This window comes from Methanohalophilus sp. WG1-DM (assembly GCF_004104135.1).
Lineage (GTDB): Archaea > Halobacteriota > Methanosarcinia > Methanosarcinales > Methanosarcinaceae > Methanohalophilus > Methanohalophilus euhalobius.
In genome coordinates this window covers 190,608-204,302 of record NZ_RRBA01000002.1, presented here as the reverse complement: position 1 = coordinate 204,302, position 13,695 = coordinate 190,608, and the positions used below count along the sequence as shown (strand labels likewise).

14 protein-coding genes are annotated in these 13,695 nt (G+C 43.6%); 8 read left to right on the top strand and 6 right to left on the bottom strand.

Annotation, left to right across the window (positions count from 1 at the left end):
• Positions 1–205: 205 nt before the first annotated feature.
• From cofG to cofC, 4 genes are read left to right on the top strand one after another with little or no spacing between them, the layout of a single operon-like run.
• A complete protein-coding gene (cofG, locus tag CI957_RS02980) occupies positions 206–1,189 on the top strand; it encodes a 7,8-didemethyl-8-hydroxy-5-deazariboflavin synthase subunit CofG (RefSeq protein ID WP_096712724.1) in 984 nt (327 codons plus the stop codon).
• Between the two features lie 13 nt (positions 1,190–1,202).
• A complete protein-coding gene (cofH, locus tag CI957_RS02975; RefSeq protein WP_096712723.1) occupies positions 1,203–2,297 on the top strand; it encodes a 7,8-didemethyl-8-hydroxy-5-deazariboflavin synthase subunit CofH in 1,095 nt (364 codons plus the stop codon).
• A complete protein-coding gene (gene cofH / locus CI957_RS02970) occupies positions 2,287–3,357 on the top strand; it encodes a 5-amino-6-(D-ribitylamino)uracil--L-tyrosine 4-hydroxyphenyl transferase CofH (RefSeq protein ID WP_128754182.1) in 1,071 nt (356 codons plus the stop codon). The genes cofH (CI957_RS02975) and cofH (CI957_RS02970) overlap by 11 nt, the downstream gene beginning before the upstream one ends.
• Positions 3,354–3,998, top strand: coding sequence for a 2-phospho-L-lactate guanylyltransferase (gene cofC / locus CI957_RS02965; RefSeq protein WP_128754181.1), 645 nt, complete (start codon positions 3,354–3,356; stop codon positions 3,996–3,998). The genes cofH (CI957_RS02970) and cofC overlap by 4 nt, the downstream gene beginning before the upstream one ends.
• Here cofC and cutA read toward each other — a convergent pair.
• Positions 3,976–4,287, bottom strand: coding sequence for a divalent-cation tolerance protein CutA (gene cutA / locus CI957_RS02960; protein WP_128754180.1), 312 nt, complete (start codon positions 4,285–4,287; stop codon positions 3,976–3,978). The genes cofC and cutA overlap by 23 nt on opposite strands.
• A gap of 148 nt (positions 4,288–4,435) precedes the next feature.
• Between cutA and CI957_RS02955 the strand changes: the two genes are divergently transcribed.
• Both CI957_RS02955 and CI957_RS02950 read left to right on the top strand, forming a co-directional pair.
• Positions 4,436–4,609 carry a 4Fe-4S binding protein gene (locus CI957_RS02955; protein WP_128754179.1) on the top strand — a complete coding sequence of 58 codons (174 nt, stop codon included), beginning with the start codon at positions 4,436–4,438 and terminating at the stop codon, positions 4,607–4,609.
• Positions 4,606–5,838 (top strand): NAD(P)/FAD-dependent oxidoreductase, encoded by a 1,233-nt coding sequence (locus CI957_RS02950; protein ID WP_128754178.1) that lies wholly within the window; start codon positions 4,606–4,608, stop codon positions 5,836–5,838. The genes CI957_RS02955 and CI957_RS02950 overlap by 4 nt, the downstream gene beginning before the upstream one ends.
• 78 nt (positions 5,839–5,916) lie before the next feature.
• On the opposite strand, the gene trkA is transcribed toward CI957_RS02950, so the two are convergent.
• From trkA to CI957_RS02925, 5 genes are all read right to left on the bottom strand, one after another.
• A complete protein-coding gene (trkA, locus tag CI957_RS02945) occupies positions 5,917–7,251 on the bottom strand; it encodes a Trk system potassium transporter TrkA (RefSeq protein WP_096712718.1) in 1,335 nt (444 codons plus the stop codon).
• Between the two features lie 93 nt (positions 7,252–7,344).
• Positions 7,345–8,541 carry a molecular chaperone DnaJ gene (gene dnaJ / locus CI957_RS02940; RefSeq protein WP_096712717.1) on the bottom strand — a complete coding sequence of 399 codons (1,197 nt, stop codon included), beginning with the start codon at positions 8,539–8,541 and terminating at the stop codon, positions 7,345–7,347.
• Between the two features lie 70 nt (positions 8,542–8,611).
• Positions 8,612–10,483, bottom strand: a complete 1,872-nt coding sequence (dnaK, locus tag CI957_RS02935) for a molecular chaperone DnaK (RefSeq protein ID WP_096712716.1) — start codon at positions 10,481–10,483, stop codon at positions 8,612–8,614.
• Between the two features lie 54 nt (positions 10,484–10,537).
• Positions 10,538–11,194, bottom strand: coding sequence for a nucleotide exchange factor GrpE (gene grpE, locus CI957_RS02930; protein ID WP_241645848.1), 657 nt, complete (start codon positions 11,192–11,194; stop codon positions 10,538–10,540).
• Positions 11,195–11,300: 106 nt separating this feature from the next.
• On the bottom strand, positions 11,301–11,708 hold the full coding sequence (locus CI957_RS02925; protein ID WP_241645846.1) for a heat-shock protein: 408 nt from the start codon (positions 11,706–11,708) through the stop codon (positions 11,301–11,303).
• 99 nt (positions 11,709–11,807) lie between these two features.
• Here CI957_RS02925 and CI957_RS02920 point away from each other — a divergent pair, with 99 nt between their 5' ends.
• Together CI957_RS02920 and CI957_RS02915 are read left to right on the top strand one after the other, a co-directional pair.
• Positions 11,808–12,731 carry an ATP-grasp domain-containing protein gene (locus CI957_RS02920; RefSeq protein WP_128754177.1) on the top strand — a complete coding sequence of 308 codons (924 nt, stop codon included), beginning with the start codon at positions 11,808–11,810 and terminating at the stop codon, positions 12,729–12,731.
• A complete protein-coding gene (locus tag CI957_RS02915; protein ID WP_128754176.1) occupies positions 12,728–13,690 on the top strand; it encodes a hydantoinase/oxoprolinase family protein in 963 nt (320 codons plus the stop codon). Before CI957_RS02920 ends, CI957_RS02915 begins: the two co-directional genes overlap by 4 nt.
• Positions 13,691–13,695 lie beyond the last annotated feature (5 nt).

Sequence of the window (13,695 nt, the reverse complement as noted above, 5' to 3'; positions counted from 1 at the left end):
TTACAGGTATATCCTGGAATCTCAGGGGTGCTTGTCAGCCACCCGGACGAATGCTTAATTGACATTCAAGCCCCTTGCCGTAAGGGAGGGGTAGTTGACGCAATTGTATGGACCTCCCTGAAAAGAAATGTACATCCCATAATATAAACCCGTATTTGTGTTGCATTAATCTTATGTAGGATATATATCATTTCATTCTCCATTCATGCCAGAGTATGCCACATTCGCACGTAATGTATTCATTCCTGTCACAAACATCTGCAGGAACAACTGCCATTACTGTACCTTCCGTCGTGAACCATCCCATCCTGATGCACAATTGATGAGGGAAAAAGAGATATATGATATTCTAAACCATGGAAAAAAGGCGGGTTGTACAGAAGCCCTGTTCGTGTTCGGAGAGTATGCCGAGGAAGTGCCCGAATATATGGAATGGCTGGAACAAAGAGGCTATTCTTCAACTGTGGATTATGTCTACAAATTGTGTGAAATGGCAATTGGAAAAGGACTGTTGCCCCATACAAATGCCGGGATACTGACCTATGAAGAAATGGAAGTCCTTAAACCTGTAAATGCAAGCATGGGCCTCATGCTCGAAACCACTGCACGATTACCTGCCCATGAACTGTCGCCGGGTAAAGAACCCAAAATCCGTCTTCGCATGATAGAAGATGCAGGTAAACTACATATTCCGTTCACAACGGGCATCCTTGTAGGTATCGGGGAAACCCGCGAAAATCGTATCGATTCCCTTGAAACCATTGCTGAAATACAAATCAAATACGGACATATCCAGGAAGTAATTATCCAGAATTTCATGCCCAAACCTGGCACCCGGATGGAAAGCATCAAGCCACCACCAAAAGAAGAGATGCTCGATACTGTACAACTGGCAAGAAGAATACTGCCTGCAGACGTAGAAGTGCAGGTGGCCCCAAACCTGATTGATCCTTACCTGCTGATTAAAGCAGGTGCCAAAGACCTGGGAGGAATATCCCCCACAACGATTGACTGGATAAATCCCGAAGCTGAATGGCCGGATGTTGAAAAATTGAAAACTATGGCAAGAGATGTCCCATTAAAGGAAAGATTACCAATCTACCCGCAATACATAAGGAGGGGATGGTATAGTAAACAACTTGATGGATTGATAAATTCCCTTGCAGATTCCAAAGGTTATCGAAAATAACAGAAGGATTCCTATGAAAAACACAATACCTGATGATATCATACAGCAGGCATATGAGGGGAATGTTACAAAAAAAAATGCCCTCAAATTGCTGGAAGTTCCCCCTTTACAACTATTTTCCCTTGCTGACAGATTACGCAAGCAAGCTGTCGGCGATGATGTGACATATGTTGTCAACAGAAATATCAATTTCACAGACCAATGCATAGGCAACTGTGGTTTCTGTGCTTTCAGGAACCAGGAAAATTACTTTCTGGAAAAATCTGATATAATCAGAAAAACAAAAGAAGCGGTAGAGTTGGGTGCTACAGAAGTCTGTATCCAGGGCGGATTACTTGAAGATGCAAATCTGGAATTTTACCAGGATATTCTCAGTTCCATCAAAGCAAATTATCCCAACATACATATTCACGCCTATTCCCCGATGGAAGTATTCCACCTTGCAAAGAAAAACGGGCTTTCTATCGAATCTACAATAAAAAAACTCAAAAACAGTGGCCTTGAAACTATGCCCGGTACTGCTGCAGAGATCCTTTCAGACAGGGTGCGCGAAATAATATGCCCCGGAAAACTGAACACCCTGCAGTGGGAAAATGTAATCACTACAGCCCACAGGCTTGGAATCGCCACTACTGCGACCATGATGTACGGACATGTGGAAACAAAGGAAGAAAGGATAGATCACATACTGAAAATAAGGGATATCCAGCAAAAAACCGCTGGTTTTACCGAATTTGTACTTTTGCCGTTCATGCCCTATAACAATCCTATCGGCAAAAAGATGATAAAAGAAGGCAAGTATGCCACCGGAGGCATAGAGGATTTACAATTTTATGCGCTTTCCCGGATCCTCCTGCATACCCACATCCCCAATATACAGGCAAGCTGGGTCAAACTCGGAAAGAAACTTGCACAGGTAGCTCTTGCCTGTGGTGCCAACGATGTTGGGGGGACATTGATGGAAGAGAAAATATCCAGCTCTGCAGGTGCAAAAAACGGGGAAAATATGGAAGTTTCTGAAATAAAATGGTTGGTCCGAACGGCCGGTCGCAAACCTGTGCAAAGGAATACTCTCTATGAAAGCATTGAGGCAGAAAATGATTCCTGAAGATATTGAAAATCGGGCTAGAAACGGGTTGGCCACCAGGGAAGATGCCCTGAAACTCCTGATAGAAAACCCTTTTGAACTTTTTGACCTGGCAGACAGGCTTCGCAGGGAATCAGTAGGTGACGATGTGACCTATGTTGTGAATCGCAATATTTATATCACCAATATGTGCAAGGGTGGCTGCAAATTCTGCTCCTTTAACCAAAGAGACGGCTATATACTAACAATCCCGCAAATTCTTGAAAGGGTAAAGGCCGCACATGAAGCAGGTGCAACCGAGGTTTGCATCCTTGGAGGGTTTATACCAAAACTCGATCTTGACTTTTATCTTGATATTGTAAAGGCGATCAAAAAGGAATATCCCAATATAAGCATTCACGGGTTTTCCCCGATGGAAATAAGTCATGCAGCCGGAGTCTGCGATATATCTACAGAAAGAGCATTCAGGAAACTGAAGAAAGCGGGACTGGGCACACTTACCGGAACTTCCGCAGAAATCCTTTCCGAAAGGGTGCGCGGGATGATTTGTCCTAACAAGATTACGACCGAAGAATGGATTGAAACAATAATGACGGCTCACAAAGCAGACCTTGTGACAAACTCAACCATTATGTACGGGCACATAGAGACCTGGGAGGAAAAGATTGAGCATCTGCTTATACTCAGGGATATCCAGCAAAAGACAGGGAAATTCACAGAGTTGGTCCCCATGCCCTTTATGCCCTATAACAACATAATCGGAGAAAAAATGATGCGAGAAGGCAAATATGGACCCGGTGGAATAGAAGACCTCAAACTCCATGCCATTGCACGACTCCTTCTCAATAAACATATACCCAATATTCAGGCCAGTTGGGTCAAACTCGGGAAAAAACTGGCCCAGGTGGCCCTGAATTGTGGTGCAAACGATCTGGGAGGCACACTCATGGAGGACCAGATTACTCTTGCTTCAGGTGGCAAAAATGGTGAATATTTACCCTCCGGGGAAATGGAATGGATAATAGGAGAGATCGGACGCAGGCCTGTCAGACGTGATACGCATTACAGGGAATGTAAATGAGAGCAGTGATACCCTATAAAAAGGAAAATGCCAAATCCAGACTTTCAACTGTTATGACAAAGGAGCAGAGGGAGACCTTTGTCGAAAAAATGCTTCTGGATGTTGTTGCAACCTTAAAGGAAGGCGGTATCCGGAATATAGATATAATCACCCCCAAAGCCTGTGACGTGAAAAAGGAAGTGAAAGCAAATATAATTGAGGATGACACAGACCTCAATGATTGTTTGAATAAATATCTCTCTCAAAAGGAAGAGCCGATACTGATCATTATGGCTGACCTACCTCTTGTGAAATTCAGTCATATAGAAGATATAGTAGCGAGTGAAGCGGATGTGACAATTGTCCCGGGCAAGGGAGGCGGCACAAATATACTGTTCATTCGCAAACCTGAGAAGTTCAGGGTCAAATACTACGGTTCAAGTTTTGAGAATCACTGCATGATTGCCGCACAACAAAAACTCTCTATTCGGGTATATGATTCATTCCTTGCAAGTACGGATATTGATGAACCACAGGATATTACAGAACTCCTATTACATGGACAGGGAATTGCAAAGGATTATGCCAAAAAAAGATTCGGAAAAACAGAAAGTAAAGGAAGGGTGAAAATAAGCCCCTTTAATGAGATACTGATGTCCTGATCCATTCCAAGAATTCAGGGTCTCCCTCAATATCCCATGAAACAATTGCAGGCAATTCATAACTGTGGATGCTGCGCACAAGCTCTCGCACAGGTTCAAAATTGTTCCTGGTCGTTTTGGCAAAAAGGACGACTTCATCGTCCTCGTTTACTTCCCCTTCCCACATAAAAACCGATCTTATAGGATACATATTCACACAGGCCACAAGACCTCTGGAAACTAACTCGGATGCTATATTGCGTGCCTCAACTGTACCTGAAGTTGTGATATAAACAATAATAAATTCCATAATAAATGATAACATGCAATAATTTATAAATCTCCTGCATATATGATACTTGAAAAGGTAAAATGTAATAATTTTAAACCCTTACTGACAAAACATATATCTTTACATGTGTTCTTAGGGTCAATTCATATCTTATTTCGGTGATTGGATGAGTATTAATATAAATAGGTACAAGTGCGGATACTGTGGTGCATGTGTGGGCGTATGCCCCAGCGGAGCCCTCGAGCTTGTAGAAACATGGGTGGAAGCTAATGATTGCTGCACAAGTTGTGGATTCTGTGCTAAAATCTGCCCGGTAGGAGCTATTGAGGTGAATAAATGAAAGAAATGTATGACTTAATAGTCGTAGGTGGTGGACCCGGGGGAGCAATCGCCGCAAAAAATGCTGCAGAACTCGGACTTGATGTACTCCTTATCGAAAAAAGGCAGGAAGTAGGCGACCCTGTGCGCTGTGCAGAGGGAGTTTCTAAAATTTGTCTCAGTGACCACATTGAACCTGATCCACGATGGATATGTGCAGATCTTACAGGCTCCCGTATATATTCCCCGGACGGCACAATGGTTGAAATGAGTGAAGAAATGTCTGGAGGAGAAGTAGGTTATGTCCTTGAGAGAAAAGTTTTCGACCGTGCCCTTGTAGACCAATGTGCCAGGGCAGGTGCAGAAGTTAGAGTCAAGACCCGGGCAACCGGGCTTATAATGGAAAAGGGTGTTGTATGCGGAATATATGCAATGCACCTGGGCGAAGAATACGAAATACACTCAAAGATCGTGATCGGCGCTGACGGTATGGAATCAAAGGTCGGCAGATGGGCAGGAATCGACACCTCCCTGAAACCAGCCGATATGGAAACCTGCGTACAATATCTTGTAACTGATATTGATATTGATCCACAATTCTGTGATTTTTATCTCGGAAACGAAATTGCACCCGCAGGCTACCTCTGGGTATTCCCGAAAGGTGAAAATATGGCAAACATCGGTGTTGGCATCCTGGGAAGTAAATCCGGTGACCACAGAGCCATCGACTATCTTGACAAATTTATGAGAGATGTTTACCCCGAAGGGAGGATCATCGAAATGGTCTATGGAGGAGTTCCCGTTAGTGGACCCATCGAAAAAACCGTTAGTGATGGCTTAATCCTTGTGGGTGATGCTGCACGTCAGTCTGATCCAATTACAGGAGGAGGCATAATCAATGCAATGGAAGCTGGAAAGATTGCTGCAGAAGTCGCTGCTGATGCCATCAAAAAAGGAGATTACACCACAGATACCCTGAACGAATATGAAACTCTCTGGAGATCCACCATCGGAAAGGAAATCGAATATAGTCTGGTAGTAAAAGAAACATTTATCAAATTTACAGACAACGACCTCAATCACCTTGCACAATCCCTGTCCAATGTTAATTTTTATAGCCTAAGTCTTAAGGACCTGCTTTATGCCCTATTCAAAGCAAACAAGAAACTATTATGGGACCTGAGGGGCCTTTTCAGAGATGTTGTTAACAACAACTTTGAATTCAAATATAAAAAGAATCAGTTTGACTGATTATTTTATTTTTCAGAATGTAGTCGTTTTCGACTTCTCTATCCTCCAGTCACCGGATATGGACACCCAGAAATGTACTTACTTGAACAGTTTTTCTACAGCCTGATGTGCCGTGGGCAGGGAAAATACAAGCAGGTGATCTCCCTCCCTTATCCTGTAGTTACCCCGGGGAATAATAGTTACTCCTCCATGTACTACCATGCTTACGAGTGAATCATCCGGGAAATTCACATCTTTTAGAAGCTTTCCTGTCACTCTTGATTTGCGAGATACGGTATATTCGATAATTTCTGCCTTTTCGCCTTCAATAGTCGTCAGGGCTTCGATTCCCGTTCCCATAGTAAGTTTGAGTACTTCATTAACCGTAGCTTCCCTGGGACTGACAGCACGGTCTACACCTACCATTTCGAAAAGTGGCACATAATCAAAGTGATCAGCTCTGACAATTACCTTCTTTGCTCCCAGCTGTTTGGCCATCAGTGAACACAATAAATTCTTTTCATCATTGTCTGTGACAGAGATTACTACGTCTATCTCACCGACACCTTCTTCCTTTAGAAGATTCAGGTCGGAACCGTCCCCATGCAAAACAAGTGCCTTTTGAAGATTATCGGCTACCATTTCAGACCTCTGGCGACCCTTTTCAATAATCTTTACGTTCAAACGGGTATTTTCAAGCAGCTGTGCCAGATAAAATCCAACTACCCCCCCTCCAATTATCATCACGCGGCTACGTGATTTAGTGATCTCACCAAAAAAGGAAGAAATGTCCTTCATTGCTTCTGTTTTACCAATAATTACGATGTGGTCGCCGGCCTGAATAATATCTTCACCATGAGGAATGATCAGTTGCGAACCCCTGAAAAGAGCACTTACGATACAGCAATCGAGCAAATCTATGTCCCGAAGATGTTTGCCTGCAATATTACTATTGTCCTTAACAACAAACTCCATCATTTTTACTTTTCCATCTGCAAAGGATTCAGAATCAATAGCAGAAGGAACTGATAAAATGTCAGCAACTTCAGATGCAAGGGCAAGTTCAGGACATATCATTACATCAATACCAACCTGTGTACGTTTGGCTACCGGCCTATCTATATAATCAGGATTACTGACCCTTGCCATGGTCTTGAAGTTCTTATTGGACTGTTTTATCAATTTAGCAGCCATACATGAAACTATGTTTACTTCATCATCACCGGTTACAGCCACAAGGAGATCTGCGCCTATCAAAACTTTTTCAAGAACTGTAGCATTTGCACCGTTGCCCCGGATGACCTGAACATCGAATTCATCGACCCTCAGGCAAGCATCTTCATCTTCATCAATAATAACAAGATCATTTTCCAGGTACAGTGATTTTGCTATATGATATCCAACTTCACCTGCACCTATGACAATGATTTTCATAAAAGTACCTCTATCCAATTAACATAAAATAATGAACTGGATTGAGCGGTAATATATGCTATTATTGTTAAAGCTTACTGAAAAAAAGAAAAATCAGGCAGGAGAATCGCCCGGAGAGTCATCAGGAGAGATTACAGATTCAAAAGCATTTTTGAATTTATCAAAAACACCACCTTTACCTGAACCGGCTGATCCTCCACCCAAACTGTCAAATTCCCTGAGAAGCTTTTTCTGCTCCTCATTGAGCTTTGTAGGAGTCTGCACGATAACTTTTACTAGTTGGTCCCCCTGTCCATGCCCATGCAGATGCGGCATCCCCTTGCCTTTCAGACGCAATACTGAATGGGTCTGTGTACCGGGTTTTATATTCATCTTTACATCACCGTAAAGAGTGGGAACCTGGATGCTGTCACCCAGAGCAGCCTGTGCAAATGAGATAGGGATTTCACATACTATATCGTCACCCATCCTTTCAAAGAATTCATGAGGCTTAACATGAAGGACAATGTAAAGATCCCCCGGCGGGGCACCTGGACTTCCGGCTTCTCCTTCTCCAGTCATTTTCAAACGCAGACCGGTTTCCACACCTTTAGGGATGTTTACCTCAATGGTCTTTGTCTTTCGGACTTTGCCGGTACCATTACAGGTTTCACAGGGCGATTCGATTATCTGTCCCCTGCCGTGACATTTGTCACAGGTAGTGGCTGTCATAAAATTACCAAGGGGAGTACGACGGGCATGGGTTACCTGTCCACTGCCACCGCAGTTAGAACAGTTGACTGGTTCTGTACCGGGTTTGGCCCCGGTCCCACCACAGGTGTCACAATTCTGAGCCCTTGGGACATCGATGTTAACCTTGTCTCCGAATGCAGCCTGTTTGAGGGTAATATCCATGTCATATCTCAGGTCAGAACCTCTCTGTGGGCCCCTGCGTGAGCTGCGTGAACCGCCGAAACCGCCAAAACCACCAAAATCACCGAAACCGCCGCCGAAGATATGCTCGAGGATATCCTCGAAACCTCCGAAATCGGCTGTGCGGAATATATCTTCTTCCGAATACTGGTTATCAATTCCCGCGTGTCCGAAGCGATCATATTGTGCTCTCTTTTCCTCATCAGAAAGGACGGCGTAGGCTTCGGATATCTCCTTGAACTTTTCCTCAGCATCCGGTTCCTTATTTTTGTCCGGATGGTATTTCATTGCAAGCTTTCGATAAGCTTTCTTTATATCGCTGGCTGATGCGTCCTTGGAAATACCCAGTATTTCGTAGTAATCACGCTTTGTAGACATGGGAAAACCTGTAAAGATGTCTTTTGTTTATAAAATATAATAGGCAGGGAGGAATCCTGCCTGAATTCGATTACTTTTTGTCGTTGTCGTCTACTTCTTCAAAGTCAGCATCGACAACATCTTCATCTGATCCACCTTCAGCACCAGATGTAGAAGCACCTTCTCCGCCTGCTGCCTGTCCAGAAGCCTCAGCCTCTTCCTGTGCCTTCTGGTAAAGAAGAGCAGAGATTTCATACATTGCTTCCTGCAGAGCCTCGGTTTTACTCTTGATTGCTTCAATGTCACTACCTTCAAGAGCAGTATTGAGATCCGAAATCGCAGATTCTACCTTGGATTTCTGCTCATCTGAAGCAATGTCTCCTGCCTCCTTGAGAGCCTTCTCGGCAGAACTTACCAGAGTTTGTGCATTATTCCTTGCCTCAACCTCTTCTTTCTTAGCCTTATCCTCTTCAGCATGTGCCTCTGCATCCTTGACCATCTGGTCGATCTCCTCATCAGAAAGACCACCTGGCTTCTCGATTGTTATAGATTGCTCTTTGCCGGTTCCCTTATCTTTTGCAGAAACATGGAGGATACCATTGGCATCTATATCGAAAGTTACTTCGATCTGTGGTATTCCACGCGGTGCAGGTGGTATGCCGTCAAGGATAAAACGTCCAAGGGTCTTATTGGCAGAAGCAATGCCTCTTTCACCCTGCAATACGTGAATTTCCACAGAACTCTGGTTATCCGCAGCTGTCGAGAACACCTGACTCTTACGTGTAGGAATTGTGGTATTTCTCTCAATCAAGGGTGTTGCGACACCACCCATTGTTTCGATACCCAGGGTAAGAGGAGTGACATCCAGCAGCAATACATCTTCAACTTCTCCTCCCATTACACCGGCCTGTATGGCAGCACCTACAGCAACCGCTTCATCAGGATTGATATTCTTGTACGGATCCTTACCGATGAATTCCTTCACAGTCCTGACGACTGCAGGCATCCTGGTAGAACCACCGATAAGCAGCACCTTTTCGATATCTGAAGTTTTAAGATTTGCATCGCTGAGAGCTTTTTTCATGGATTGGAGGGTCTTGTCGATAAGATCCTCGGTCATCTTTTCGAACTGTGCCCTCGTTATATCTATGTCGACATGTTTTGGCTGGCCGTTTGAATCAGCTGTAATGAAAGGAAGGTTGATATTTGTGGTACCAACACCGGATAATTCAATCTTGGCCTTCTCCGCGGCATCTTTGAATCTTTGCATTGCTGCCTTGTCACCGGATAGATCGATACCTTCTTCCTTTTTGAATTCACTTATGATGTGGTTGACAATCCTGTCATCGAAGTCATCTCCTCCAAGATGGGTATCACCACTTGTGGATAGTACTTCAAAAACGCCGTCTCCCAACTCAAGGATGGACACATCAAAAGTACCGCCCCCGAGATCGTAAACAAGAATCTTGTGGTCACCGGTTTCCTTGTCCAGTCCATATGCCAGAGAAGCGGCTGTGGGCTCATTTATAATCCTCTTAACTTCAAGCCCTGCGATCTTACCGGCATCCTTTGTAGCCTGTCTCTGAGAGTCGTTGAAATAAGCAGGGACTGTGATTACAGCATCTGTAATTGTTTCACCAAGGTAACTTTCTGCATCTTCCTTGAGTTTGCGCAGTATCATTGCAGAAATTTCCTGTGGCGTATATTCCTTGCCGTTGAGAGTTACCTGATAGTCCCCTTCTCCAATATGACGTTTGATTGAGCTTACCGTATTATTCGGATTTGCTACCATCTGTCTTTTGGCTACCTGACCCACAAGTTTTTCTCCCTTTTTTGAGAAGCCCACAACAGAGGGAGTCGTCCTGCTGCCTTCTGCATTCGGTAATACAGTTGGTTCGCCACCTTCAATCACTGCCATGCAGGAATTTGTAGTTCCCAGATCAATTCCAAGTATTTTACCCATATAGATTACCTCTTTGTAATATTATCAGATTTATAGTTGATATTTCTTATCTATTCATTTCAATGAACTCTCTTCTTTGTCAGAACACTTCTCCTCTTTGTCAGAAGACTTCTCCTCTTTGTCAGAAGACTTCTCCTCTTTGTCAGAAGACTTCTCCTCTTTGTCAGAAGACTTCTCCTCTTTGTCAGAAGAAGTGTTCTTGGAAACCGTCACCATAGCGGGCCGGATTATCCTGGAATTTAACTTGTATCCAGGTTTACAAACATCAATGATAGTATTGTCAGGATGATCCGCATGTTCAACGTGCATCATGGCTTCATGTTCGGATGGGTCAAATTCCTCACCTTCACATTCAATCCTTTTGAGACCTTCTTTTTCCAGGATCGATACAAATTGCCTGAACACCATTTCTACCCCTTCAACCACCGAATCCACATCATCGGTATTGTGAGCGGACTCAATGGCCCTCTCGAAATTATCATAGACATCAAGCAATTCCATCATTAGGTTTTCCACCGCAAAATTGCGGAATTCTTCCTGCTCCTTGCGGGTACGTTTACGGAAATTATCGAATTCTGCTCTCTTACGCAAAAGGTCTTCCTTCAGAGATGCAATTTCCGCATCCTTTTCCTGAACCAGCTGTTCCAGCTCTTCAGGAGAATAGCCCGCATCTGAGGAGTTATCATCTTCTTGTTTATCTTTACCTACCATCACTGACATCTCCGCCTGTGTATTGAGCGGTCCAACTTATAATAGAAATTGCAATGAATTGGATGTATGATATTCTATAAATAGTTTGCGGGAAGAGAGTATCTAATCAGGAATACTGGTTCTGGATCCTGTAAGAGAAGAATTTGACAAACAACATACTAACAATCATACAAATCGCCAGTGCAGAAACTAGTCTATTCCATCCTATGGAAAAAAGTCCATCATTAAAAGCAAAACTCAGTCCTCCCAGAAAAGAGATGATTGAAAAGGTACTTACCGAGGATACAAGTGCTGCACCAGCAATTGATCCCAATTCGTCAGCCCCTCTCTTTTCAAAGAAAACAGAGCCAAGAATGAAGATTATGGCGAACACCAAAAGTATAATAGCATAAGGTACGGGGTTTGAACCGGTGGTTACTATTTGCATTATACCCATGGCCATACCCACCATGAAAATTGCCATTGCAAAAGATATTAACAGTGCCTGAATAAAAGGATTTTCTGACATTTCCATATCCATCCCTCTCTGCAAAAAAGAGGTCCTGATAGTATATATTTATTGTCTCAGCGATATAAACCCAAAGCATATATTAAATAAAACATTTCTCGAAATATGAACATCTTAATTTGCGAATATGCCACAAGTACCGGAATGGGAGGTACCTTCCTGCTTGAGGGTAAAGCCATGCTAAAAAGCCTTGCAGAAAGCTTTGTCGCAGGCCATCATGAGATCAAATATACGACATCTGCAACCGAAATCCAGGTCGGCACACCTGTATACTGTACTGAAGAGAATATAAAGACGGTTTTACAGGACGAGGGCAAAAAATGTGATGCTGCACTGGTAATTGCACCCGATGACCTGCTTGCGGGGCTTGTGGAAGAAATAGAAGAATATACCTCAAATATGGGATCATCCCCGAAGGTCATCCGGGAGTGTGCGGATAAATTCAAGTGCGGAAAAATCCTTGAAAAAAATGGAATATCTACACCCCGACTTGTTGAAACGGTGGAAGAGCTCAAAAAAGATACCAATTATGTGGTTAAACCCCGTTATGGATGTGCTGCAGAGAATACGATCATTACATCCAATCCTTCAATATCCCAGGACATGGTCGTAACCGAATATGTAGAAGGAGAACACCTGAGTGTGAGTCTTGTCTGTGCCAATGCGCCTCTTCCCCTGACAATCAATCGCCAGTACATAGAAATTACAGGAAAGGGGGATAGAACTGCCATCGATTACAAAGGAGGAATAACCCCCTATGAAACACCTGACAGGGAACTGATTATTGATACTGCAAAAAGGGCGGCCCGGGCACTTGGATGCAGGGGGTACACAGGTGTTGATATTGTAATGGGTGACAGGCCCTATGTAATAGACATAAATCCCAGGCCTACCACTTCGCTTGTGGGTATCTGCAAAATAATCAAACCCCAAATCGGAGAATTGTTGATTGGTGCCCTGGAAGAGAACTTACCATCAACAGTACATATTACCGGCAATTATGAATTCCGAAAGGAGGACCTTTTATGAAAAAACTCGGGATAGATATCGGAGGGGCAAATACAAAAATAGCCTCAGCAGACGGCGCTGTCTGTGAACTTTACTATGTACCCCTCTGGAAAGAAACAAAACTTCCAACGGTCCTGAAAAATATCTCAGAAAAGCACAATCCATCTCATGTGGGCGTTGTGATGACCGGAGAACTTGCCGATTGTTACGAAGACAAAACAGCAGGGGTTGTTGGCATTATGGATATTGTAAGAGACTGTTTTGACTGTGAGATTGACTTTCTGGACCAGGAAGGCAATTTTATAAAACATACACAAAATCCCGCCTCCCTTGCCGCAGCAAACTGGATGGCTTCTGCAAGTTTCATTGCCAGAAAAATGAAAGATTGCCTATTTGTGGATATGGGCAGTACTACAAGTGATTTAATCCCTGTAAAAAACGGGAAAGTAATTGCACACAATACCGATACACAACGTCTTGCAAACAATGAATTATTGTATCAGGGAATCCTGAGGACAAATATCGCTGCCCTGCTGGATAGTGTGGCGATAAGGCCGGGGAATTGCCAAGTCGCCTCTGAACTCTTTGCCACAAGCGCGGATGCTTACCTCCTCCTGTCATATATCGATGAAGATGCATACACATGTGAAACTGCTGACGGGCATGGAAAATCAGAAAAAGAGGCTGCCAGAAGACTTGCAAGGGTTGTCTGCGCAGACCTGAATGAAATTGACATGGCAGATGTCAGAAAGATAGCAGTGGCTGTAAAGGATAGACAGAAAGAAAAGCTCTCAGAAGCAATCTCAGAACTTTGCCACAAACACGACATTAATATTGTCCTGGCAGCAGGACTTGGCGAATTTTTGATCAAAACCACATGTGAAGAACTGGGTATTGAGTGCATATCACTTGCAGAGAAATGGAGCCTTGATGTATCAAAGGTATTCCCCGCCTATGCAGTAGCCAATCTGCTGGAGTGAAACTG

Bases quoted from the DNA above. Each gene is read 5' to 3' on its own strand.
- cofG (WP_096712724.1), top strand. From the start codon at position 206: ATGCCAGAGTATGCCACATTCGCACGTAATGTATTCATTCCTGTCACA.
- cofH (WP_096712723.1), top strand. From the start codon at position 1,203: ATGAAAAACACAATACCTGATGATATCATACAGCAGGCATATGAGGGG.
- cofH (WP_128754182.1), top strand. From the start codon at position 2,287: ATGATTCCTGAAGATATTGAAAATCGGGCTAGAAACGGGTTGGCCACC.
- cofC (WP_128754181.1), top strand. From the start codon at position 3,354: ATGAGAGCAGTGATACCCTATAAAAAGGAAAATGCCAAATCCAGACTT.
- cutA (WP_128754180.1), bottom strand. From the start codon at position 4,287: ATGGAATTTATTATTGTTTATATCACAACTTCAGGTACAGTTGAGGCA.
- CI957_RS02955 (WP_128754179.1), top strand. From the start codon at position 4,436: ATGAGTATTAATATAAATAGGTACAAGTGCGGATACTGTGGTGCATGT.
- CI957_RS02950 (WP_128754178.1), top strand. From the start codon at position 4,606: ATGAAAGAAATGTATGACTTAATAGTCGTAGGTGGTGGACCCGGGGGA.
- trkA (WP_096712718.1), bottom strand. From the start codon at position 7,251: ATGAAAATCATTGTCATAGGTGCAGGTGAAGTTGGATATCATATAGCA.
- dnaJ (WP_096712717.1), bottom strand. From the start codon at position 8,541: ATGTCTACAAAGCGTGATTACTACGAAATACTGGGTATTTCCAAGGAC.
- dnaK (WP_096712716.1), bottom strand. From the start codon at position 10,483: ATGGGTAAAATACTTGGAATTGATCTGGGAACTACAAATTCCTGCATG.
- grpE (WP_241645848.1), bottom strand. From the start codon at position 11,194: ATGGTAGGTAAAGATAAACAAGAAGATGATAACTCCTCAGATGCGGGC.
- CI957_RS02925 (WP_241645846.1), bottom strand. From the start codon at position 11,708: ATGGAAATGTCAGAAAATCCTTTTATTCAGGCACTGTTAATATCTTTT.
- CI957_RS02920 (WP_128754177.1), top strand. From the start codon at position 11,808: ATGAACATCTTAATTTGCGAATATGCCACAAGTACCGGAATGGGAGGT.
- CI957_RS02915 (WP_128754176.1), top strand. From the start codon at position 12,728: ATGAAAAAACTCGGGATAGATATCGGAGGGGCAAATACAAAAATAGCC.